General features: G+C 64.1%; 15 protein-coding genes. 8 read left to right on the forward strand and 7 right to left on the reverse strand.

Going from position 1 to position 23,503, the window contains the following annotated elements; translation table 11 throughout:
* Positions 1-72: 72 nt before the first annotated feature.
* Entirely contained in the window at positions 73-1,551 is a 1,479-nt protein-coding gene (locus tag A3AI_RS0131515) for a hypothetical protein (protein WP_024519400.1), read from the reverse strand.
* A 135-nt stretch (positions 1,552-1,686) separates the two neighbouring features.
* On the opposite strand from A3AI_RS0131515, the gene glmU reads away from it, so the two are divergent.
* From glmU to A3AI_RS0131530, 3 genes are all read left to right on the forward strand, one after another.
* On the forward strand, positions 1,687-3,042 hold the full coding sequence (gene glmU, locus A3AI_RS0131520; RefSeq protein WP_024519401.1) for a bifunctional UDP-N-acetylglucosamine diphosphorylase/glucosamine-1-phosphate N-acetyltransferase GlmU: 1,356 nt from the start codon (positions 1,687-1,689) through the stop codon (positions 3,040-3,042).
* A 269-nt stretch (positions 3,043-3,311) separates the two neighbouring features.
* Positions 3,312-5,138, forward strand: coding sequence for a glutamine--fructose-6-phosphate transaminase (isomerizing) (gene glmS, locus A3AI_RS0131525; RefSeq protein ID WP_024519402.1), 1,827 nt, complete (start codon positions 3,312-3,314; stop codon positions 5,136-5,138).
* An 89-nt stretch (positions 5,139-5,227) separates the two neighbouring features.
* Entirely contained in the window at positions 5,228-6,010 is a 783-nt protein-coding gene (locus A3AI_RS0131530) for a DUF502 domain-containing protein (RefSeq protein WP_024519403.1), read from the forward strand.
* Between the two features lie 118 nt (positions 6,011-6,128).
* On the opposite strand, the gene recG is transcribed toward A3AI_RS0131530, so the two are convergent.
* On the reverse strand, positions 6,129-8,228 hold the full coding sequence (gene recG / locus A3AI_RS0131535; protein ID WP_024519404.1) for an ATP-dependent DNA helicase RecG: 2,100 nt from the start codon (positions 8,226-8,228) through the stop codon (positions 6,129-6,131).
* Positions 8,229-8,414: 186 nt separating this feature from the next.
* Between recG and A3AI_RS0131540 the strand changes: the two genes are divergently transcribed.
* Together A3AI_RS0131540 and mfd are read left to right on the forward strand one after the other, a co-directional pair.
* On the forward strand, positions 8,415-8,705 hold the full coding sequence (locus A3AI_RS0131540; RefSeq protein WP_024519405.1) for an FAD assembly factor SdhE: 291 nt from the start codon (positions 8,415-8,417) through the stop codon (positions 8,703-8,705).
* The gene (gene mfd / locus A3AI_RS0131545; protein WP_024519406.1) at positions 8,702-12,217 is read left to right on the forward strand and encodes a transcription-repair coupling factor; all 3,516 of its coding nucleotides are present in this window, start codon (positions 8,702-8,704) and stop codon (positions 12,215-12,217) included. Before A3AI_RS0131540 ends, mfd begins: the two co-directional genes overlap by 4 nt.
* 29 nt (positions 12,218-12,246) lie before the next feature.
* On the opposite strand, the gene A3AI_RS46550 is transcribed toward mfd, so the two are convergent.
* Positions 12,247-12,831, reverse strand: coding sequence for an EF-hand domain-containing protein (locus A3AI_RS46550; protein ID WP_198030249.1), 585 nt, complete (start codon positions 12,829-12,831; stop codon positions 12,247-12,249).
* Positions 12,832-12,973: 142 nt separating this feature from the next.
* On the opposite strand from A3AI_RS46550, the gene A3AI_RS0131555 reads away from it, so the two are divergent.
* Both A3AI_RS0131555 and A3AI_RS0131565 read left to right on the forward strand, forming a co-directional pair.
* A complete protein-coding gene (locus A3AI_RS0131555; protein ID WP_024519408.1) occupies positions 12,974-16,255 on the forward strand; it encodes an efflux RND transporter permease subunit in 3,282 nt (1,093 codons plus the stop codon).
* A 397-nt stretch (positions 16,256-16,652) separates the two neighbouring features.
* Positions 16,653-17,444 (forward strand): alpha/beta fold hydrolase, encoded by a 792-nt coding sequence (locus A3AI_RS0131565; RefSeq protein ID WP_024519409.1) that lies wholly within the window; start codon positions 16,653-16,655, stop codon positions 17,442-17,444.
* A 78-nt stretch (positions 17,445-17,522) separates the two neighbouring features.
* Here the strand turns inward: A3AI_RS0131565 and A3AI_RS0131570 are convergent, their stop codons facing one another.
* Positions 17,523-17,783, reverse strand: a complete 261-nt coding sequence (locus A3AI_RS0131570; RefSeq protein ID WP_024519410.1) for a hypothetical protein — start codon at positions 17,781-17,783, stop codon at positions 17,523-17,525.
* A 201-nt stretch (positions 17,784-17,984) separates the two neighbouring features.
* Here A3AI_RS0131570 and A3AI_RS43735 point away from each other — a divergent pair, with 201 nt between their 5' ends.
* On the forward strand, positions 17,985-18,212 hold the full coding sequence (locus A3AI_RS43735) for a hypothetical protein (protein WP_084801084.1): 228 nt from the start codon (positions 17,985-17,987) through the stop codon (positions 18,210-18,212).
* A 283-nt stretch (positions 18,213-18,495) separates the two neighbouring features.
* Here the strand turns inward: A3AI_RS43735 and A3AI_RS0131580 are convergent, their stop codons facing one another.
* The 3 genes from A3AI_RS0131580 to A3AI_RS0131590 form a co-directional block, all read right to left on the reverse strand.
* A complete protein-coding gene (locus A3AI_RS0131580) occupies positions 18,496-19,719 on the reverse strand; it encodes a PleD family two-component system response regulator (RefSeq protein ID WP_024519411.1) in 1,224 nt (407 codons plus the stop codon).
* Positions 19,720-19,830: 111 nt separating this feature from the next.
* On the reverse strand, positions 19,831-21,333 hold the full coding sequence (locus tag A3AI_RS0131585) for a class I adenylate-forming enzyme family protein (protein WP_024519412.1): 1,503 nt from the start codon (positions 21,331-21,333) through the stop codon (positions 19,831-19,833).
* A gap of 45 nt (positions 21,334-21,378) precedes the next feature.
* Positions 21,379-23,223: an extracellular solute-binding protein gene (locus tag A3AI_RS0131590; protein WP_051382552.1), complete on the reverse strand. Its 1,845-nt coding sequence runs from the start codon at positions 23,221-23,223 to the stop codon at positions 21,379-21,381.
* Between the last annotated feature and the right edge of the window lie 280 nt (positions 23,224-23,503).

Genomic DNA, 23,503 nt, shown 5'->3' on the forward strand with positions numbered 1-23,503 from the left:
TCGGCGCAGGACGCCGAAGGCAGGTGAAGACCTACACCCAAGGCCTTGCAAAGACGAGGGGAGATGTCAGCCCTATTTGCGGCCGAACAGCGCGGATAAGGTCGAGGTCGACGCCGGCTCCGGCGGCCTGGCCGGCGGAGGCGGCGGCTCCTCCTTCTTGGCGTGCCGGTACCAACCGCGCTTGGACGAGCCCGACGACGCGCTCGGCTTGGCATCCGCCTTGCCCTCCGCGTTGGCGTTGAGCTTCGCGTCAGAAGACTTGGTCTCGGAGGATTTGGCTTCCGCGCCGGCATCCGGGCCTGCTGCCTTGATCGTAGGCGGCGACTGTATCTCATCCGACTTCATGGCCAGGCGCTGGCCGTCATAGACGGTGGTTTCGCAAGCGCGCTTGGTCTCGGTCAGCATTGCGCAGATCTTGGCCGCTGCGGCGGCGTCCTTCAGCGGCCCGGCGGCGAGATGGAGCTGCATGCCAAGCCCGGTGCGGCCTTCCCGAATGACGACGATCGGGCTCAGGGTCCCTAGTTCCGTGTTCAAATGCCGCACGCCGCGCCAGAGCGCGCGCAAGCCCCCGAGTGAATTGGCACTGCCGAGGTCGACGGCGAAGTCCGTGCGCTTCACGGCGACGCTTGCCACCGGCGTGTCAGCCTCATCGGCGCCGTTGGCGGACGCGACGACTCCGGAGGATGCCGAAAGCGGCGCATCTGTCCCCTTGGTGTCGGCCTTGGCGTCCACCTTGGCTTCAGCCATCTTCATATCGGAACCCTTGGTGTCCGCGCCCTTGATATCGGTCGGCGTGGCGTCGGCCGATTTCAAGGCGTCAACCAGCCTGGGTGCGGCAGGGTCGGGCGGCCCCATGGTCGATTTGGCCATCAGCGACGATCCCGCCGTGGAAGAGATCATCGCCGTGGTTGCGGCGCCGGCGTTTGTTGCGGTCGCGGTATTTGCCGCAGCGGCGGCAGATGCGGAAGCGTCAGTTTTGCCGGCATCCGCGCGGGGCTTGTCCGGTCCGGATGAGGCGGCTGTCGTCGTGACCGGGGCAGGAACCGGGGGCTGGGCGGCTGCAGCACTTTGCTGCGGCGCCTGTGGCGTCCCCGTAGGCACGTTCGACGCCTGCGGGTCGGCCGAGGCTTGCGGAGCGGTCGATGCCGTGGGGACCAGCGCGGTCTGCTTGGCCAGCGCGCCGGTCACCGAATCCAGTCCCTGCTCGATCACGGTGACCCGGGAAAACAGCCGGTCGCGATCGTTGTTCAGCGTCTCAATGGCGGAAGCTATCCGCCGCGTCTCGTTCTGACTTTCCTTTGCCAGCGACTGGATTTGCTGTGCCTGCCGCGCGAGATCGGCGGCTGCGACCTGCTCGCGCCGCAAGCCCAGCGACCATTGATTGGACATTACAGCCAGCGTCACAGCACCGACGGCGGCCGCACCCCAGCTGCCGATCCGCCAGAGCGCACGGCGGTCGAATTCATTCTCTTCGGCGAACAGCCCGGAGATTGGGCTGCCGGCCTTTTCGGTCTTAGCGGCGCCCGCCAATCGGTCCGTTTGCTTTGCCATACGAAGGGGAACCTCAACGAATCACAGGCAAACATTAACAGGATTTGGGCACCGTTCCTGAGTCCCGGACGTTTGCGGGGCGGGGAAAACCCATTATGACGGCGCGCTGACAACGCTCTCGAAAAAGGACTTCGGATGACCGCCCGATCCAGCCTGACCGTGGTGCTTGCCGCCGGCGAGGGGACGCGGATGCGCTCCCTCACGCCTAAGGTCCTGCACCCGGTGGCGGGCCAGTCCCTGCTGGCGCATGTGCTTAGAGCCGCTCCTTCCAGTGAAAGCGCAACGCTTGCCGTGGTAATCGGCCCGGACCATACGGCGGTAGCCGATGAGGCGAGGGGCCAGCGCGGCGATGCCGCCATCTTCGTCCAGCGCGAGCGGCTAGGGACGGCACACGCGGTGCTGGCAGCACGGGAGGCGATCGCGCGGGGGGCTGACGATCTTTTGATCGCCTTCGGCGACACGCCGCTGATCTCCGCCGCGACCTTCGAGCGCCTGCGCGCGGCGCTGAAAGCGGGCGCGGCGCTCGCCGTCCTCGGCTTTCGGGCCGCTGATGCGACCGGCTATGGTCGGCTTCTGACGGCTGGCGGCCGCCTGGTTGCGATCCGCGAGCATGCCGATGCGAGCGCGGAGGAGCGAAAAATCGACCTCTGCAATGCCGGCGTCATGGCGTTTAGGGGCGACAAGGCGCTGGCAATTCTGGATAGGATCGACAACCACAACCGCAAGGGCGAATATTACCTGACCGACGCAGTTGCGATCGTGAACGACATGGGCTTGGAGGCCGTGGTGATCGAAACCAGCGAGGACGAAGTGCGCGGCATCAACACCAAAGCCCAGCTTGCGGAAGCCGAGGCCGTCATGCAGGCGCGGCTGCGCAAGCGGGCGCTCGAAGCAGGCGTGACCATGATCGCCCCGGAGACGGTGTTTCTCGCTGCCGACACCAAATTCGGCAAGGACGTCACCATCGAGCCGTTTGTGGTGATCGGGCCAGGCGTCACCATCGAAGACGGCGCGGTGATCCATTCTTTCTCGCATCTGGTCGAAACGTCGGTTGGCAGCCGCGCGTCGGTCGGTCCCTATGCGCGGCTGCGCCCGGGCACCTCGCTCGGCGAGGGCGCCAAAATCGGCAATTTCGTCGAGACCAAGGCGGCGCGGCTCGAGGCCGGCGTCAAGGTCAATCATCTCTCTTATATCGGCGACACCGAGATCGGCGCCGGCTCCAATATCGGCGCCGGCACCATCACCTGCAATTACGACGGCTTCTCCAAGCACAAGACGCTGATCGGCAAAGCCGCGTTCGTCGGCACCAACTCCTCGCTGGTCGCGCCCGTGAAAATCGGCAACGGCGCCTATATCGGCTCGGGCTCGGTGATCACACGCAATGTGCCCGACGATGCGATGGCCGTCGAGCGCAGCCCGCTGAACATTCGGGAAGGAGGAGCCGCACGCTATCGCGAGATCAAGACGAGGAACAAGAAGCCGAAGGCGTGAGCGGACGGCCGCCTACTGCTCGACGTCCGAAAACTCGGACGCTCGGTTCTCCACTTTTGATCCATCGTTCGCCAGAAGCGTTGACGGTGGGTTAAGCACGACGCCGCGAGAACCGCGGGCGAAAACCCACCTGGGCCACGTTAAGGTTTCGGTTTAAGGTTGTCGCAATCGGCAATAATTATTGAGTACCTTGGTGTCAGCGAATTTCGTTAAGAGATTCCCTAAGGCTTGAAGATGATTTTCAGTTGCAGCAGGGGATATCGATCCGCATGTGCGGGATTGTAGGCATTTTGGGGCGCGCGCCGGTTGCCGAGCAACTGGTCGATTCACTCAAGCGGCTGGAATATCGCGGCTATGATTCCGCGGGCGTCGCGACGCTGGAGGGTGACCACCTCGCGCGTCGGCGCGCCGAGGGCAAGCTGAAGAACCTGGAGAAGCGGCTGCGCGGCGAGCCGCTCGATGGCCACACCGGCATCGGTCACACCCGCTGGGCCACCCATGGCAAGCCGAACGAGACCAACGCGCATCCGCATGCGACGGAGAATGTCGCCGTGGTCCATAACGGCATCATCGAGAATTTCCGCGAACTGCGTGAAGGGCTGGAGAAGCAGGGCGCGCAATTCGCGACAGAGACGGATACCGAGGTGGTGGTGCATCTCGTCGAGTCCTACCTGAAGAAGGGCGATTCGCCGCAAGCTGCGGTGAAGGCATCGCTGCCGCATCTGCGTGGTGCGTTCGCGCTCGCTTTCCTGTTCAGAGGCCACAACAATCTGATGATCGGCGCCCGCAAGGGATCGCCGCTCGCGGTCGGTCATGGCGACGGCGAGATGTATCTGGGGTCGGATGCGATTGCGCTCGCGCCCTTCACCGACACCATCACCTATCTCGAGGACGGTGACTGGGCGGTGCTCACGCGGGATTCAAGCGTGATCTATGACGCGCAAGGCACGCAAGTGCACCGCGAGGTGCTGAAGTCCGGTGCCTCGTCCTTCCTGATCGACAAGGCGAACTACCGCCACTTCATGGCCAAGGAGATCCACGAGCAGCCGGAAGTGGTGGGACATACGCTTGCGCGCTATGTCGATATGGCGCGCGCGCGCGTGGCGCTGCCGCAAGAGCTGCCGTTCGATTTCCGCGATATCCAGCGCATCTCGATCACTGCTTGCGGCACGGCGAGCTATGCCGGCTTCATCGCCAAATACTGGTTCGAGCGTCTGGCACGCATTCCGGTCGAGCTCGATGTCGCTTCCGAGTTTCGCTACCGCGAGGCGCCCTTGCGCAAGGACGACCTTGCGATCTTCATTTCGCAATCGGGTGAGACCGCCGATACGCTCGCCGCGCTGCGCTATGCCAAGTCGCAGGGGCTGCATACGCTGTCGGTCGTCAATGTGCCGACCTCGACGATTGCGCGCGAGAGCAAGATCGTCATGCAGACGCTCGCGGGGCCCGAAATCGGCGTCGCCTCGACCAAGGCCTTCACGTGCCAGCTGATGGTGCTGGCCTCGCTTGCGGTTGCCGCGGGCAAGGCGCGCGGTGAATTGTCCGGCACCGATGAGGCCACGCTGGTGCAGGGGTTGATCGAGATACCCAGGCTGATTTCAGCTGCGCTGGCGACCGAGCCGCAGATCGAGAAGCTCGCCCGCGACATCGCGAAATCCCGCGATGTGCTCTATCTCGGCCGCGGCACCTCCTATCCGCTGGCATTGGAGGGCGCCCTGAAGCTCAAGGAAATCTCCTACATCCATGCCGAGGGCTATGCTGCGGGCGAGCTCAAGCACGGCCCGATTGCGCTGATCGACGAGACCATGCCGGTGGTGGTGATCGCGCCTTACGACCGCGTCTTCGAGAAAACGGTGTCGAACATGCAGGAGGTCGCCGCCCGCGGCGGCAACATCATCCTGATGACCGACGCCAAGGGAGCCGCGGAAGCAACCGTGGATTCCCTCGTTACGATCGTGCTGCCCGACATGGCCGCGACCTTCTCGCCCATGGTCTACGCCATTCCCGTGCAGCTTCTGGCCTATCACACCGCCGTGGTGATGGGGACGGACGTGGATCAGCCGCGTAATCTTGCCAAATCGGTCACCGTCGAGTAGCCGGGTAGGCCAAAGTCGGGCGGCTGTGGTCTTCAAAAACCTGCTACAAGACCATAGCTCAGCAGTTGGCGGCCCGATCTGGAACTCGAATGACCTCCCGCGACGATTTGCCCCCCACCGAGCCTGCGGCCCTGCCGCCGGCGACCCATACCGGCGTGATGGGCCGGTTGCGGAACTATTTCCTGACCGGCCTGATCGTGGCGGGTCCCGTCGCGATTACGCTGTACCTGACTTGGTGGTTCGTCACCTGGGTGGACGGCTTGGTGCGTCCCTTCGTTCCCTTCGCGTACCGGCCGGAGACCTATTTGCCATTCGGCGTGCCGGGATCCGGCCTGATTGTCGCCGTGGTTGCGCTGACGTTGCTCGGCTTTCTCACCGCCAATCTGATCGGGCGCACGCTGGTCGACATCGGCGAGCGGTTTCTCGGACGGATTCCGGCGGTGCGCGCGATCTACCGTGCCATGAAACAGGTGTTCGAGACGTTGTTCTCGGGGCAGGGCTCGAGCTTTCGCCGCGTTGGCCTGGTCGAATTTCCCTCGCCCGGCATGTGGTCGATCGTCCTGATCTCGCAGCCGCCGAGCGCGGATGTCGCAAGCAGCCTGCCCGGCAAGGAGGACCACATCTCGGTGTTCCTGCCATGCTCGCCAAACCCGACAACCGGCTTCTTCTTCTATGTGCCCAAGAGCAAGATCATCGAGGTCGACATGACCGCCGAGGAGGCTGCGACGCTGATCATGTCCGCAGGTGTGGTGCAGCCCGGCGCCGACCAGCAGAAGAAGGTCGCAGCCCTTACCGGCATGGCCAATGCCGCGCGCATCGCCAATGCCGGCAGCGCCTCGGCGCTGCAGCCTGAGCCGGCGAAGGTGGATTGATTTCCGCTGTCATTCCGCGGCGCGCAAGGCGCGAACTATGGTGCGCAATTGCGTACCTGAGAATGTCGAGATTGCGGGTTCGATGCTGATGCATCGTCGGGGATGACGGTGCCCAAAATCATCCCGCCCCCATCAGCGGCAAAGCCTCGTCCCGCTCGTACAAATAAAGCAGGCAGCGCAGCGCCTCGCCTTGTGTGCCCGTCAGCTTGGGATTGGCCTTCATGATGCGCAGCGCCTCGTCGCGGGCCTGCGTGATCAATTGGGCGTGCACGTCGGAGCGCGCGACGCGGTAGCCGGGCAGGCCGCTCTGGCGGACGCCGAGCACGTCGCCTTCGCCGCGCAGCCGCAGATCCTCTTCGGCGATCCTGAAGCCGTCGGTGGTCTCGCGGATCGCCTTCAGCCGCGCTTTGGACATTTCACCCAGCGGCTCGCGGTAGAGCAGAAGGCAGGTCGAGGCTTCCAAGCCACGACCGATGCGGCCGCGCAGCTGATGCAACTGTGCGAGGCCAAAGCGCTCGGCATTCTCGATCACCATGACGGTCGCGGCGGGAACGTCGACGCCGACCTCGACCACCGTTGTCGCAACCAATAGCCCAATGTCGCCGGAGGCGAATTGCGCCATCACGCGGTCCTTCTCGGTGCCGCGCATCTTGCCATGGACGAGGCCGACCTTGTCGCCGAAGCGCTGATGCAGGCTTTTGAAGCGCGCCTCGGCGTTGGTGAGATTGACGGTCTCGGACTCCTCGACCAGCGGGCAGATCCAGTAGACGCGCTTGCCTGCAGCGAGCGCGCGCCCGACAGCCTCGGTCACTTCCTCAAGGCGGCTGTCGGGCACCGCACGGGTATCGATCGGCTGGCGGCCGGCTGGCTTCTCGCGCAATTCCGAGACGTCCATGTCGCCGAAATAGGTCAGCACCAGCGTGCGCGGGATCGGCGTTGCACTCAGGACCAGCACGTCGACCGTTTCACCTTTCTCGGTCAGCGCAAGGCGCTCCCGCACGCCGAAGCGGTGCTGCTCGTCGACAACCGCAAGCGCCAGAGCTCTAAAAATCACATCGTCCTGGATCAGCGCATGGGTACCGACAAGAAAATCAATCTCGCCCGCCTCACACCGCGCCAGTATGTCGCGCCGTTCCTTGCCTTTTTCGCGACCGGTCAGGATCGCGACCTCGAGGCCGGCTGCCTCGGCGAGCGGCGTGACCGTCTTTACATGCTGCCGCGCCAGAATTTCAGTCGGCGCCATCAGTGCCGCCTGCTTGCCGGCTTCGGCCACCGCGGCAGCCGCAAGCAGCGCCACCACGGTCTTGCCGGAGCCGACATCGCCCTGCAGCAGCCGCAGCATGCGCACGGGCTGCTGTAAATCCCCGGCAATCGCAGCGGCCGCGCCGCGTTGTGATGCAGTCAGCGCGTAGGGCAGGGCATCGATGATCCTTTTGCGCAGATGGCCGTCGCCGGCATGGCGGTTGCCGGCGGGGCGTCGCAACTGCGCGCGCACGAGCGCCAGGGCCAATTGTCCGGCAAGCAGCTCGTCGAAAGCGAGCCGCGACCAGAACGGGCCGTCGGGCAGCACATCGGTCATTTCGACCGGGATATGCACACGCGTCAGCGCTTCGCGGATTGGCGGGAAGTGGCAACGGCGCATCACCTCCGGGCTGATCCATTCCGGAAGTTCTGGGAGCTTTTGCAGCGCCTGCGCGATTGCACGCTTGAGTGCTCCCAGCGCCAGCCCCTCGGTCAGCGGATAGACCGGATCGATGCCGGAGAGCTTTGCAAAGGCCTCTTCATCCACCACGCGATCGGGATGCACGATCTGCGGGGTGCCGTCATACATCTGCAGCGTGCCGGAGACGTAGCGCTTTGCGCCCATCGGCAAGAGCTTCTCGACATAGCCGGGCTTGGCGCGGAAAAAGGTGAGAACGACGTCGCCGGTGTCGTCGCTGGCATAGACCAGATAGGGTGCGCGGGCGTTGCGCGGCGGCGGCGGGCGGTGCCGGTCCACCGTCACTTCCAGCGTCACCACGGTTCCCTGGACCGCATCGCGGATTTTCGGCCGTGTCCTGCGGTCGATCACGCTGGACGGAAGGTGCAGCAGGAGGTCGACCAGGCGCGGTGTCTCGTCGCGGCCGAGTAGATAGCGCAATAGCCCCTCTTGCTTCGGCCCGACGCCGGGAAGGCTGGTCACCGGCGCAAACAGCGGATTGAGCAAAGTGGGGCGCATGGCAGGAATCTAGGACCGATCCTGTCCCTCATGCCCGGCTTTATCGCAAGCATCCACGGTTTTTTGGCAAGCACGGTTTTTTGGCAGGGCAGAGATCCAACGATAACAGCTGACATCGGTCATCCCGATGGCTATATGAGGCTCGCCCGGCCCGTCCGGGCTTTTGGCGTTATTCTGGATAATGAGATGACTGGAACGACCCGATCGAGCGTCGGCCTTGACGACCGCCGCAAGCGGCTTTTGTTTCGCTGCTGGCACCGCGGCACCCGCGAGATGGACCTCATTCTCGGCCGCTTTGCCGACCAGGAGATCGCCAATCTCACCGACGGCGAGCTGACTGAGCTCGAGCGCCTGATCGAGGTGCCCGATCCGGACCTCTATGCAGCGTTGATCGGCGACAAGGAGTTGCCGCCTGCTGATGCGGGCGCGCTGTTCAAGCGCCTCAAGGCGTTCCGCGCGGTGGACCAGGACCTATGAAGAAGACCACTGCCTCGCCGGCCGACCTGTTGCAGGCGGGCCGCGCGCTGACGATTGCCAACGTCGCCGAAGGCGCCGAGGGCCTGATCATCTCCGATCTCGCGCGTGCGGTCGGCGGACGGCCGAAGAAGCCCGCGATCAGTCTCGCTGTCATCTGCCGCGATGGGCCGCGGATGCAGCAGCTCGCACGCGCGCTGGAGTTTTTCGCACCCGATTTGCCGGTGATGCAGTTCCCGGCCTGGGATTGCCAGCCCTATGATCGCGTCTCGCCGCATGGCGGCATCCTGGCCCAACGCATGACCACGCTTGCCAGGCTCTCGCGCCTTGCTGGCAGCGACAAGCCGCTGATCGTGCTCACCAGCGTCAACGCCGTCGTGCAGCGTGTTCCGCCGCGGGACAAAGTGGCAGCGCAGGCGCTGTCGGTCGCGCCCGGCCATGTCGTGCCGATGGATTCCATCGTCGCCTGGCTTGAGCATAACGGCTACACCCGCTCCTCGACGGTGCGCGAGCCCGGCGAATATGCCGTGCGCGGCGGCATTCTCGACCTGTTTCCGGCCGGCCTCGAGCAACCGGTACGGCTCGACTTCTTCGGCGACAGCCTGGAATCCATCCGCTCCTTCGATGCCGAGACGCAGCGCACACTGCTCGATATGCGCTCGCTCGACCTGGTGCCAATCTCGGAATTCCAGCTGGTCACCGAGAGCATCCGCCGCTTCCGCATGGGCTATGTGGCCGAGTTCGGCGCGCCGGAGCGCGATGATCCGCTCTATGAGGCCGTCAGCGAAGGCCGTCGCCATCCCGGCATGGAGCACTGGCTGCCGCTGTTCTGGGAGAAGATGGAGACGCTGTTCGATTATCTCGGGGACGCGCCGGTTGCGATCGAGCCGCAGTCGGAGGACGCGGTCCGCGAGCGTTTCAGGCAGATCGCCGATTACTACGACGCGCGCCGCGAGGCGCTGAAGCATCCGGGCGGCGGCGCCGTCTACAAGCCGCTGCCGCCCGACCGGCTCTACCTCACCGAAGACGAATGGAGCAAGCGTCTGGACGAGACCGCGCTGGCGCGCGTCAGTGCCTTTGCGGTCCCGGAGGGGGCAGGGGTCCATGACGCCGGCGCGCGCAAGGGCCGCGACTTCGCGCCCGAGCGCAACGACACCACGGTCAACGTGTTCGAGGCGGTGGTTGCCCACGTCCAGGGGCTGCAGGCCGCGCGCAAGAAAGTGGTGATCGCGCTGTGGAGCGAAGGCTCGCGTGACCGCATGGCGAGCATGCTGCGCGACCACAAGCTCAGCAATATCACCAGCGTCAATGTCTGGCGCACGGTGCAGGCCACGCCGCGCAACGAGACCATGTTGGCGGTGCTCGGGCTCACCAGCGGCTTCGAGACCGACGACGTCGCGCTGATCACCGAGGAGGACATCCTCGGAGACCGCCTGGTGCGGCCGCGCAGGGCGAGCCGCAAGGCCGACAATTTCATCGCGGAGATCACGAGCCTGTCCGCCGGCGACATTGTCGTCCATGTCGAGCACGGCATCGGCCGCTTCGTCGGGCTGCAGACTCTTGATGTCGCCGGCGCCCCGCATGACTGCCTCGAGCTGCATTATGCCGCCGAAACCAAGCTGTTCCTGCCCGTCGAAAACATCGAGCTGTTGTCGCGCTACGGCTCGGAGGGTCTGAATGTCGAGCTGGACCGGTTAGGGGGAACCGGCTGGCAGGCGCGCAAGGCAAAATTGAAGAACCGCATCCGCGAGATCGCGGGCGAGCTGATCAAGATCGCCGCCGAGCGCATGCTGCACGAGGCGCCGAAACTGGCGGTGCAGGCGGGACACTATGACGAGTTCTGCGCGCGCTTCCCCTATGACGAGACCGAGGACCAGCTCACCGCGATCCAGTCGACGCTGAAGGACCTCGATGCCGGCCGTCCGATGGACCGGCTGATCTGCGGCGACGTCGGCTTCGGTAAGACCGAGGTGGCGCTGCGCGCGGCCTTTGCGGTAGCGCTCGACGGCAAGCAGGTCGCGGTCGTGGTCCCGACCACGCTGCTTGCGCGCCAGCACGCCAAGACGTTCACCGAGCGCTTCCGCGGCTTCCCGGTCAAGATCGCGCAGGCGTCGCGCCTGGTCTCGACCAAGGAGCTCAACCAGGTCAAAAAGGGGCTGACCGACGGCGCGATCGACATCGTCGTCGGCACCCACGCGCTGCTCGGCAAAGCCATCAAGTTCCGCGATCTGGGCCTGTTGATCGTCGACGAGGAGCAGCATTTCGGCGTCAGCCACAAGGAGCGGCTGAAGCAATTGCGCGCGGAAGTGCATGTCCTGACGCTCTCGGCCACACCGATCCCGCGCACGCTGCAGCTCGCTTTGACTGGTGTGCGCGAGCTCTCCATCATCGCCTCGCCCCCGGTCGATCGGCTCGCGGTGCGCACCTTCGTTGCTCCGCACGATCCCCTGATGATCCGCGAGGCGCTCTTACGCGAGCGCTACCGCGGCGGCCAGGCCTTCTACGTCGTGCCGCGCATCGAGGACCTCGCCGATGTGAAGGATTTCCTCGACAAGACTGTGCCGGAGATGAAGGTTGCCGTGGCCCACGGCCAGATGGCGCCGACCGTGATCGAGGACATCATGTCCGCCTTCTACGACGGCAAGTTCGACGTGCTGCTCTCCACCACCATCGTGGAGTCCGGTCTCGATATTCCCAACGCCAACACGCTGATCGTGCATCGCGCCGACATGTTCGGCCTCGCCCAGCTCTACCAGCTGCGCGGCCGCGTCGGCCGCTCGAAGTTGCGGGCCTACGCGCTGTTCACGCTGCCAGCGCAGCAGAAGATCACGCCACAGGCGGAGCGCAGGCTCACCGTGCTGCAGTCGCTGGAAAATCTGGGCGCGGGCTTCCAGCTTGCCTCCCATGACCTCGACATCCGCGGTGCCGGTAATCTGCTGGGCGAGGAGCAGTCCGGCCATATCAAGGAGGTCGGCTTCGAGCTCTATCAACAGATGCTGGAAGAGGCGATCGTCAATCTCAAGGCCGGCATCACCGAGCCGGTCGCCGAGCGCTGGTCACCGCAGATCACCATCGGCATGCCGGTCCTGATCCCGGAGGACTATGTCGCCGACTTGCCGGTGCGGCTGTCACTGTATCGGCGGCTTGCCGATCTCGAGACCGTCGAGGAGATCGAGACCTTCGCCGCCGAAATGCGCGACCGCTTCGGCGTGCTGCCGGACGAGGTGCGCTATCTCTTCAAGGTCGCCGCCATCAAGGGCTATTGCCGCCGCGCCAATGTCGAGAAGGTCGATGCGGGTCCGAAGGGCGCGGTCATCTCATTCCGCGACAACTCGTTCGCCCAGCCCGACCGTCTCGTCTACTTCATCAAGCAGCACGGCAAGGCCGCCAAGGTGCGGCCCGACATGAAGGTCGTATTCCTGCAGGATTGGGAGACGCCGGAGGAGCGGCTCATGGGGACGACGGAGATTTTGCGGCAGCTTGCGGATCTGGCGGAGAGCAAGAAGGCGGCGTAGGGCAGGAGCCCCGCGCCGCGATCTCGAGTTCAGTGAAACCGGTCGTGCGGCCGCTCGGCGGGTCCCTTCGGGCCGGCTTCCTGGTCCATGGTCGCCTTTATTTCAGCCGGAGTGACGTGGCAGTCGCTGTTCCGGTCGAAGCGCAAGATGAACGCGTTGGGCTTTTCTACAAATTCCTTTCGCGTGATCCTGGCGTCCTGATTTTCATCGAAATAGCCGAAGTCGGCATCCGCCAACGCAGAGTCTGCTTTTTGGACGGTTGCAAACTCGGCTGGATCGAGCTTACCGTCGTGATTGCGATCGGCAGAGGTAAATATCCGGTCGGCAAAGCTCTTCCATTCGTCGCAGGTGAACACACCGTCATGGTTGGCGTCCCAGGCCGGCGGGCCGTTCTTGACCATGGCGTCATGGGGTGGCGGCGGTGCTTGCCCCAACGTGGCGACCTGGCTAGCCAGAAGCAGCCCCAGGGTCAGACCGATCCCGCATGCAGACTTTCCGAGACGCAAATTATTTCTCCATGTTCCCAGCTTGCGCGAGGGCGTGACGCATTTTACGAGGAAATCGTTCTCGTCCCTGCATAGAATTTTAATAGCAAACGGCACAGCGGCGGCCACGGCGAGTATTGATCTGGGCGGCCTCAGGCGCTTCGACAGAAACGGGGCAGGGATGTGGCGGCCTCTGTGACATTGTGGAGCTTTTGCATCGGGGCGCAGCCGGATAGAAGCTGATCCGCAAACGACCGCGATCACCCATGTTATGAATCTGTCAGGCCCCTTCATACGCCGTCCGGTCGCCACCACGCTGCTGTCGCTTGGACTCGTGGTGGCCGGCGTCATTGCGTTCTTCAAGCTGCCGGTCTCGCCGCTGCCTGACGTCGACATTCCCACCATTTCGGTGCAGGCGACCTTGCCCGGCGCCAGTCCGGCGGATGTGGCCGCCACCGTTGCAAGCCCACTCGAGCGTCATCTTGGCCAGATTGCCGACGTCACCGAGATGACGTCACAGAGCTCGCTCGGTTCGGCCCGCATCAATCTGCAGTTCAATATCGATCGCGACATCAACGGCGCCGCGCGCGACGTGCAGGCCGCGATCAACGCGGCGCGCGCCGACCTGCCGACCAGCCTGCGCAGCAATCCGTCCTACCGCAAGTTCAATCCCGCCTCGGCGCCGATCCTGATCTACACTTTGACATCGGCCACGCTGATGCCTGCTGAGCTCTATGACGCCGCCTCGACAGTGCTCGCCCAGAAGCTGTCGCAGGTCGAGGGCGTGGGTGAGGTCGCCGTCAGCGGCGGATCGCTACCGGCCGTGCGTGTCGAACTGGTCCCTCCGGCGCTTTATAAATACCGCATCGGACTCGAGGATGTCCGCGCCGCGCTCGCCAGCGCCAATGCGCACAGCCCGAAGGGCGGCATTGACGTCGAGAACCAGCGCTACCAGATCTACTCCAACGACCAGGCGCAGAAGGCGCAGGACTACAAGTCGCTGATCGTCGCCTACCGCAACGGTGCCGCCGTGCGTCTCACCGATGTCGGCGATGTCGCCGATTCCGTGGAAAACATCCGCACACTGGGTCTCTCCAACGGCAAGCCGGCGGTCGTGATGATCGTGTACCGGCAGCCCGGCGCCAACATCATCCAGATGGTCGACCGCGTGAAGTCGCTGATGCCCCAGCTCAAGGCCTCGGTGTCGCCGGCCATCGACATCACCCTCGCAGTCGATCGCTCGAAGACGATCCGGGCTTCGCTGCGGGACGTCGAGATTACGCTGGTCATCGCGGTCGCTCTGGTAATCCTCGTGGTCTTTGCTTTCCTGCGCAACGCCCGCGCGACGCTGGTGCCGGTGGTTGCGGTCTCGGTGTCGCTGGTTGCGACATTCGCCGTCATGTATCTGCTCGGATACAGCCTCGACATTTTCTCCCTGATGGCGTTGACGGTCGCAACCGGATTCGTGGTGGACGACGCCATCGTCGTGCTGGAAAACATCACCCGCCACATGGACGCCGGAAAGTCGCGGCTGGAGGCCACCCTGCTCGGCGCCCGCGAGGTCGGCTTCACCGTTCTGTCAATGAGCGTGTCATTGATCGCGGTCTTTGTCCCGATCCTCCTGATGGGGGGCCTGGTCGGTCGCCTATTCCGCGAATTCGCCATGACCATCACGATCGCCATCGTGATCTCGCTCGTGGTCTCGCTGACGACGACGCCTATGATGTGCGCCGTGCTGCTGCGCGGCGATCAGGAGCAGCCACATGGGCGAATCTATCGGGTGAGCGAGCGCATCTTTGATCTCATGCTGAGCGGTTACCGGCGGACGCTTGAGCTCGCGCTGCGTCATCCGGCATCGGTGATGCTGATCCTGGTTGCGACCCTCGGCCTCAATTTCCATCTCTATCGCGTCGTTCCCAAGGGCTTTGTCCCGCAACAGGATACGGGACTGCTGATCGGATCGATCCGGGCCGATCAACATACCTCGTTTCAACTGATGCGGCAGAAGCTGACGCAGTTCGTCGATATCGTCAAAGGCGATCCGGCAGTCGATACCGTCGTTGGTTTCACCGGCGGCAGCGGTCCGGGTCCGGGCTCGTCGACCAACACCGGCACGGTATTCGCATCGCTGAAGCCGCTTGGCGAGCGCAATCTGGCGGCCGACAAGGTGATCGAGCGGCTCAGGAGCGAGCTGGCGGTCGTCGCGGGTGCGACACTGTTCCTGCAGTCGATCGGGGATCTCGGCGCTGGAGGGCGCTCGGGCAATGCGGCGTATCAATATACGCTGCAAGGCTCGACATTCGACGAGCTGAACGAATGGACGCCCAAGCTCGTCGCAGCCCTTCAGGCCGTGCCTGATCTGGCCGATGTCTCCAGCGATCAGCAGAACAAGGCCTTGCAGTCCAATCTGATCATCGATCGCGACGCCGCCTCTCGCCTGGGGCTCACGGTCAGCCAGATCGACAACACGCTTTACGATGCCTTCGGTCAGCGACAGGTCTCGACGATCTATGTCGCGCGCAACCAGTATCACGTCATCATGGAGGTCGCGCCCCCGTATTGGCAGAACCCGGAGACATTGAAGGAGGTTTATATCAGTACCTCGGGCGGATCCGCGAGCGGTTCACAAGCGAGCAACGCGGTTGCCGGCACGGTGGTTTCGCCGACGCAAATGACGTCCTTCAGTTCGGTCGCGGCGAGTGCGGCACGCAATCTAGCGACCAACTCGATCGGCGCCACCGGCAAGGGCGTGTCCTCGACCGGGACGGCCGTCTCGACCAGCCCGGAAACGATGATCCCGCTGTCCAGCGTCGCCCGCTTCGTGCAAGGCGAGACCCCGCTGGTCGTCAATCATCAGGACCTTTTCGTCGCCAGCACTGTTTCCTTCAATCTCCCGCCGGGTGTTTCGCTGAGTACGGCGGTTACGGCAATCGAGACGACCATGAGACGGATCGGCGTGCCTCCGAGCATTCATGGCGATTTTGCTGGAGCCGCCAAAATCTTTCAGCAATCGCTGGCTAGCGAGCCGTTCCTCGTTCTGGCGGCGTTCGCCACCATCTATATCTCGCTCGGGATGCTCTATGAGAGCTACATTCATCCGCTGACGATCCTGTCCACACTGCCTTCGGCCGGCGTCGGCGCGGTACTGGCCCTGATGCTGTTTCACACGGAGTTCGACATCATTGCGATGATCGGGGTGATCCTCCTGATCGGCATCGTGAAGAAGAATGCCATCATGATGATCGACTTCGCGCTCGACGCCGAGCGTCAGCACGGGCTGTCGTCGACTGAAGCAATAACCGAAGCCTGCTTGATGCGTTTCCGGCCGATCATGATGACGACCATGGCGGCGCTGTTCGGCGCGGTCCCGCTGATGATCGGAATGGGTGAGGGTAGCGAGTTCCGCCAGCCGCTGGGCATTGCCATCTTTGGCGGGCTGATCGTGAGCCAGATCCTGACGCTCTACACGACGCCGGTCGTCTATCTCTATCTCGATCGTGCCAGACACTGGCGCCAACGGCGACAGCAGCGCCGCCTCGCGCCGAGCGAATAGGCTCTACGAAAACATGATAATCGAGCCCGATCTGCTGGTGTCGCTGGTGTCATTGTCGCCGAGCCGCTCGCCGCTCTGAGGGGCATTAGAGCACGTCTATCTCCGCCTGCTGCACGAAGGAGTATGCAGCATCGCCCTGCCAAAGGCGATTGAAATCGGGTTACAGCCGTAACCCAGCATGTCCAATTTGAGCGCACGAAGCGCCGTCATCGGCATGATCGAGTTCGCGCTCGACGCGGAGCATCGGCGCGGGCTCCCAGAAGCCATCGCGGAAGTGCGTCGCGTGGGTTTTCTTGGGACCTGAGTTGCTCTGCTACCGCTGTAACGCGATTTCGATCGTCATAGCCGGACCGGTGCCGCATGGTGAGGGGACGATGCTGGCAGACAGGAGAGAGACGTGCCCGTCGCCCATGTTAACGGCCAACGGCTTTACTACGAGGACATCGGCGGGTCCGGTTCGGCGATTGTCTTTTCGCATGGTTTGCTGCTTGACCGGACAATGTTCCTCCCCCAACTCGCCGCGCTCAAGGACAAGTACCGCTGTATCGTCTGGGACCAGCGCGCGCATGGCAAGACCGCCACCGACACCTCGCAGGACTTTTCCTATTACGACAGCGCAAACGATTTGTCCGCGCTCCTCTCGTTGCTCGAGATCGAGAGCGCCATTCTCGTGGGGGTGTCTCAGGGCTCCTTTGCGGGCATGAGATGCGCATTGCTGCATCCGGAACGCGTCCGTGCCCTGGTGTTGATTGCAACGCAGGCGGGGGTACATGATCCGGCAACGCTCGCGGGCTATCGCGGTCTCCTGGACGGATGGATCGCAGGCAATATGCCGGACAGGATAGCCACGACGGTCGAGCACATCCTCTTCGGTCCGGACTGGCAGGGCGCAGCAGTGTGGAGGGAAAAGTGGCGTGCCATGACCCCGCCCAATCTCGTGAGCGCTTTCAACGCGCTGGCGCGCAGGGACGATATCACCGACCGGATATCCGCAATCCGCGTTCCCAGTCTGGTCATCCATGGCGATGCCGATGCTGCAATTCCGCTGGCCCGGGCGCAAGCCATGAAGGAGGCGATTCCCAACGCGGAAATGACGGTGATTCCAGGCGGCCACTCGGTCAACATGACAAACCCGGAGCCGGTGAACGCCGTTATCGATGGCTTCCTTACGCGAAATCACCTCGCTTGAGCGACATCATCTCGCCGCTTGCATCCCGTCAGGCGGACGAGTGCAACGGCATCCGCCCGCACGAAATTGCAATCGTGCTTAGAGGGTACAACTTCGCTGCTCTCGCATCTTGAGCTGCAGGGCCATCGCGTCCGAAAATGTCGGGAACGGCTTGCTCACCACCTTGTAGTGCGACGGCCATTCCAAAGGCTTGTGCGTCAGGTCTTCGTTCCATATCTGGCAGATACCGGTGTTCTCCCAGCGGATCACGCAATAGCTGGCGGCTTGCGCCGGCGCGGTGACGCCAGATGTTGCGGCGATGCCGGCGACGGCGGAAAGTATGCGGATACGACGACGCATTCCGAATCTCCCTTGATATCGCTTGTGCCCACGATGGTTCCATGAGTGCGACAGGCGGACATTAATACGCGCGCTTGGAACTTTGCGTGTCGCGGACGCAACACTCGATCCGTGTCTTCGTATCCGTAGTGATCACGGGTGGACCGTCGTCGAATTGCGAGGCAACCTGATTGCAGAGCAGTGATTTGCAACGGAGCTGCGATGACCGACAGCATCGAAATCACCAACGACACCGAAGTCTTCGACGCCATGCGCTTTGACGCTGTAACCGGCGACATGATCTGGACCGGACGAGTGGGAACACGCGAGGCCATCCGCCGAGAGAAGCTCGCAGTTGACCCCGGCTCCTGGAATTTTTGCCCGCATCAATGGCTGGACGAACGGGGCTTTGTCGACCGGGAGCTGTCGCGCAAGCATCCCTATATCTAGTCAACGCCTATTATCGGAGAACTTGTTTCTCCGTCCGCGCCAAGCTGCTGCAGGGAACGCAAGTTGCGGCATTATGTCCGCAGCAACCCGGTTGCCCAATGGCTGTCGCGCGAATAGGTCTTGAATTGCTCATTTCGTCTGCAAGGGCGCGATGAGCTTTTTGACCATAACTTGCCCGCAGGACGTCGCGTTCTGCGGGCATTCTTCTTGCTCGACTGAAGTCGCGGCGAAAATTTGGGTCGCTTCGTCGTTTCGCAAAGACGAACCTCCGGAAGGTTTGTCGCTACCCTACAGCCCGCTGCGAGTCTGCGTAGAGCCGCGCCAGCAGCGACTTCGGCGTGTCGGTCGGCAGCAGCGTCGCCACCGTCACCACCGCGTCCGAACGGGCACGGCGACCGTGCGAGGTGTGGCGCATGACGCTGGAAAGCCGTCGTGCGATGGCATGCGCATCACGCAAGTCGGTATCGCCGAAGACGACGAGCACCGAACCGTCATGGTGCGCCGCGCCGAAATCGGTGCGGCGCTTGAGGCGGCTGATAATGCGGGCGCCGTCGAGCTGCGCGCGCTGATGTCCGCGATCGAAGGCAAACCGTGCCACCGACAGGCCGCCGCCTTCGCTGAGCGTCTGCTCCACGGCTTTGGAAAAATCTCGGGCGAAAGCGGTGCTGGTCAACAGTCCCGTCTGCGGGTCGAGCAGGCCGCCGGCATCGAGCGCCTGCAGGGCGCGACTCAGCTGTGCTTCGAATGCGCGCTGGCGGATCAGGGGCAGCGCGGATGCGGCGATGTCGGCAGGGTTACCTGAGATGGTCTCGAGATTGGACAGCTCGTAGGAGCGCGCCTGCCGTCCCGAGGTCACCGTAACAGGCAGGGTGCGGAAGCGGGCATCCTCCGACATCACGGTGAGAAAGGCATCGACCACGCGCGGCGTAAAGCCTTCGCCGAGCACGATGCCGTCGATGTCGCGGTTGTTGAGATGATTGGCGGCCGCCTCGATCGAGAGCGCGCCGACCACGCCCATGCGCTCGCCGAGCGCGACTGAAAGTGCCGGGTAGTTGCCGCCCCGACCGATCAGGAGCGCCGTCGCGTCACTCGCGGGGTCGGTCTCCGGCAGGATGTTCCGCGCGGCGTCGTTGGCGAGCCGGCGCAAGACAGTCGTATGCAAGGCGCGCACCCGCAACGCCGTGCGCAGGCGCGCGACGAGGCGATCGGAGTTGGCCACGGAGTGCCAGAGCGGCAGCGCGTTGGGGGGCGGCGGGCCCGAGGGATCGATCGCAAGCAGGGGAACGTAAGGCTTGCGCGCCTCGACCTGGCGGGCAAGCGCGGCGAGATCGGTCTGCGGCAGTCCGGTGGCCGCGACCAGCACCGCCACGGGCTGCATCGTACGCACCGCGTCCGTGGCCTCGGTAAAACTGGCGTCGATCAGTGGGAACAGCCGCGCCTCGTCGAGCGCGCGGGCGAACATCGGTCGCCCCGCATTCGATACGATCAGGATCGGACCTTGGGACATCGGCAGGCAAACTCGGAACTGGCACGCTGTGGTGCGCGAAAGCGTAGTTCGCCGGCGTTAACGCGGTGTCAACGAAGCCGCACACGATCCTACGGTATCCCTCGGTGTCTCTCAGGCCGAGGCCGACCGATCGCGAAAGGCCTCAACCATCAACGGGTTGAGGCCGAGTTCGGCGAGTGCCTCGCGAGCGCGGGCGTTATCCTGGGCGCGGCCTGCGAGCCGGTGACCGCTCAGACGGTCGGGTAGCGCGGTAAGTAGCGCGCCTTGCCCGAGCCGCTTCGACCATTCCTGCAGGTCCTGAGCCAGGAAGCGGTAGCCGCCGACCGTCATGATCCCTGAGGGCGGTGCGGTGACGTTGATCGCGCCGGTCTGCCGGTCGATCCGCGCGGCATATTCGGTGTCGACATAGTCGCGCGGCGGTTGCGGGATCAGGGAGTCGCTAGGCGGAACAGGCGGCGCATAGGCCGCGACCGAGACCATGGGTCCGCGCAGCCCGAGCGTTCCCTTCGGCGTCAGTAGGATCTCGCCCGAAATCGACGCGCCCGCCATCTCGCGGCGCGCGCCGTGCGGCCCGGGCCTGACCACGGCGGGCGCCCCGTCCTCGCCACGGCGCGCACCGAACAGACCGGCCTCGCCGAACAAATAGAGGTCGGTCAGCGCGATATGGCGCGCCGTCCAGGAGGGGCTGGAGACCACCTGCTCCGGGGCGCGCCACAGGCCGACGACGTTGCGCAGGTCCGGAAACCGTGCGGCTAGATCGAGTTCGTCCATGCGCAGCGCGAGCTGCGCCGGGGCAATCAGCGTATCGCAGTGCCGGCTCGCGACCTCGCGCTCCAGGAGTTCCTCGTCGAAGGGATGGTGCAGCACCAGGGTTCCGCCCGACAGCAGCCAGATCACCAGCGACGCGGATAGGCCCGCAAAGGAGCCCGGCGCAAACGCGGACATGATGGTCCCGCCCTGCGGTATGTCGGCTTCGAGCGAGATGGCGAGCCCGCCCGCGATCAGGCTGAGATGCGGACGCGGCACGGCGCGGAAGCCATCGGCGGTCACGTCGAAGGAAATCACAGCTGCCTTGCGGCCGTCCTGGATGACGTGGCGCGTCGGCTGGGCGTCTCTGGCCATCGCCTGGTCGAGGGAAGCCATGCCTTCGGGCAAATCGCTGCCGAAGCCCGCGACATGGCGGATCGAGAACACCTCCGCGGCGGCATTCATGGCGAGATCCGAATGCAGCACGCCGTCGATCTTGCCCGTGGTCACGATTGCGCGCGCGCTGGTGCGGTTGAGTGCGGACACAAGCTCCGCCTGGCGCCAGAGTTGCGGAAGTACCGCCACCACGAGGCCGGCGCGGTGCGCGGCGAGCACCGTCAGCATGAACTCGATGGTGTTCGGCAGCTGCAGCGCGATCACCGAATGGCTGGGCAGGCCGGACTCGGTAAAATGCGCCGCGAGAGCCGAGATCGCGCGATCAGCCTCGGCGTAAGTCAGCTGTCGTGGAACCTGGCCGGTGATGCGCTGCTTATTGGGCGGATCGACCAGCGCAAGCGCGTCCGGTCTGCGCGCCAGGATGCGCTGGAACAGGGAGTCGAGGGTAGGGGAAGCGCTGATCTGATTCACGTGATCCGATTCACTTGAATTTCTTGGATGATCCCGCCGGGTCGATCATTTCGCGATCGCGTTCGGGCCTTGATTCGCCCCCTGATTATAGCTGCGTGCGCGAGAATCTTGTGCCTGCCACCACGTCTCGGGGAGATAGCCGGTCAAGGCGGTGACCGCTGGCTGTTGTACCCGATTCCAGCGCGCAATCCATTGCTCCGCGGCGTTGAGCACCGGAATTGCGTAAAAGCCCGACATCAGCGCGCGGTCGAGCGCCCGCACCGCCGAGACGAAGGCATCGTGTCCGCGGGCGGCGAGCAGCGCCTCGATCATGGCATCGATCGCGGGACTCCTGGCCCCCATGTAGTTGCGGGTGCCCTTGATGCCGGCCGCCTCGCTGCCCCAGTAGAACGACTGCTCGTTGCCCGGCGACAGCGACTGGTCCCAGCGGTTCTGGATCATGTCGAAGTCAAAATCGAGCCGGCGCTGGTCGAACTGTACCGGATCGACCACGCGCACCCTTGCCTCGATCCCGGCGCGCTTCACATTGCCCGCATAGGCGAGCGCAATCCGTTCCTGGTCGCGGGTCGACACCAGCATCTCGAAGCTGAGCGGCGTCCTGGTCGTGCGCTGCCGCAGCACCGTGCCGTCGAGCTCGAAGCCGGCCTCCGAGAACAGCTTGAGCGCTGTGCGCAGGCTGTCGCGGTCGCGGCCGGAGCCATCGGTGACGGGCAGGCGGTAGCTGCCGTCGAGAATGTCGGGCGCGATGTCGGCAGCGAAGGGCTTCAGGAGCTCCCGCTCGCGGGCATCCGCCGGTCGCGCATAGGCCGACAGCTCCGAGCCGGCAAAGAAGCCGGCGCTGCGCGCATAAAGCCCGAAGAAATAGTTGCGGTTGATCCATTCGAAATCGAACAGGAGCGTCAGCGCGCGGCGCACCCGCACATCCGTAAAGACCGGACGGCGGGTGTTGAACACCAGGAATTCCGATGGGTCGGGCAGGCCGGTCCTGATGGTGTCGCGGATCAGCTCGCCGCTCCTGGCTGCGGGAAAATCGTAACCGTCGTGCCAGCGCAACGGCTCGGTTTCGACGCGAAAATCGTAGAGGCCGCGCTTGAAGGCTTCGAACTGTCCATTGGACTCGCGATAGAAGTCGATTTTGATCTCGTCGAAATTGTAGAGCCCGCGATTGACGGGCAGATCGCGGCCCCAGTAATCGGGATCGCGGGCGAGTGTCACGGATACGCCGGGCTTCACCGCGGCGACGCGGTATGGTCCGGAGCCGACCGGCCCCCTCAGCGTGGTTTCCTCGAAGGTCGCGGCATCGGTCGCATGGCGCGGCAGGATCGGCATCAGGCCGAGAATGAGCGGCAGCTCGCGGTCGTTGGCGCCGGCGAGATCGAAGCGCACGGTGAGCGCATCGGGCGCCTCGGCCTTGGTCACCTTGCTGTAATATTGACGGAGATTGGGGCGGCCGTGGTCGCGCAGCAGCGCCCAGGAGAACAGCACGTCGTCCGCGGTCACCGGCTTGCCATCGGAGAAGCGCGCCCTTGGATCGATGCGGAAGGTGACGAAGTCGCGGGCGTCATCGGTCTCGACCGTCTTCGCGAGCAGGCCGTAGAGCGTGAAGGCCTCGTCATTGCCGCGCGCCATCAGGCTTTCGACGACATAGCCCCTGATCTGCTGGACGGCGAGTCCCTTGACGATCAGGGGATTAAGGCTGTCGAAGGTACCCAGCAGGGCCCAGGTCAGCCGCCCGCCCTTGGGCGCGTCAGGATTGACGTAAGGCATATTGGCAAAATCGGACGACAGTGCCGGTGCGCCGTGCATGGCGATGGCGTAGCTCTCCGCCGCCGAACATGGTTGTGTGTTGCTTGCGAGCCCGATGCCGGCAAGCCCAAGCTGAAGGCAGATCGGAAGCACGAAAGCGCTTACGCGCTTAGGTCCAAAGGGTAACACGGGAACAGGCGCTTTTGATTCGCAAATGATCGGTGCTCACCCCTACCATAGGGGCGCGACGCCAGTCGGAATACAGCCATCAAGGGTGCTTGTCGGCATTGATCTTTCTGTTCGCCCCTGTATGAAGGCGGGCGATTGAGAATGGCTGCTGAGCTGTCACGTATCCGCCTCAATTCACTAGGAGACACGCCGCGCGAGACGGCGAGGTGCCAGCGCCTCCGGCGGTTTCAGCGCT

Source organism: Bradyrhizobium sp. Tv2a-2 (genome assembly GCF_000472425.1).
Taxonomy (GTDB): Bacteria; Pseudomonadota; Alphaproteobacteria; order Rhizobiales; family Xanthobacteraceae; genus Bradyrhizobium.

Excerpts from the sequence above, each read along its gene's own strand:
- A3AI_RS0131515 (WP_024519400.1), bottom strand. The coding sequence starts at position 1,551 with ATGGCAAAGCAAACGGACCGATTGGCGGGCGCCGCTAAGACCGAAAAG.
- recG (WP_024519404.1), bottom strand. The coding sequence starts at position 8,228 with ATGCGCCCCACTTTGCTCAATCCGCTGTTTGCGCCGGTGACCAGCCTT.
- A3AI_RS0131540 (WP_024519405.1), top strand. The coding sequence starts at position 8,415 with ATGACTGGAACGACCCGATCGAGCGTCGGCCTTGACGACCGCCGCAAG.
- A3AI_RS0131555 (WP_024519408.1), top strand. The coding sequence starts at position 12,974 with ATGAATCTGTCAGGCCCCTTCATACGCCGTCCGGTCGCCACCACGCTG.
- A3AI_RS0131570 (WP_024519410.1), bottom strand. The coding sequence starts at position 17,783 with ATGCGTCGTCGTATCCGCATACTTTCCGCCGTCGCCGGCATCGCCGCA.
- glmS (WP_024519402.1), top strand. The coding sequence starts at position 3,312 with ATGTGCGGGATTGTAGGCATTTTGGGGCGCGCGCCGGTTGCCGAGCAA.
- A3AI_RS0131530 (WP_024519403.1), top strand. The coding sequence starts at position 5,228 with ATGACCTCCCGCGACGATTTGCCCCCCACCGAGCCTGCGGCCCTGCCG.
- A3AI_RS0131580 (WP_024519411.1), bottom strand. The coding sequence starts at position 19,719 with ATGTCCCAAGGTCCGATCCTGATCGTATCGAATGCGGGGCGACCGATG.
- glmU (WP_024519401.1), top strand. The coding sequence starts at position 1,687 with ATGACCGCCCGATCCAGCCTGACCGTGGTGCTTGCCGCCGGCGAGGGG.
- mfd (WP_024519406.1), top strand. The coding sequence starts at position 8,702 with ATGAAGAAGACCACTGCCTCGCCGGCCGACCTGTTGCAGGCGGGCCGC.
- A3AI_RS43735 (WP_084801084.1), top strand. The coding sequence starts at position 17,985 with ATGACCGACAGCATCGAAATCACCAACGACACCGAAGTCTTCGACGCC.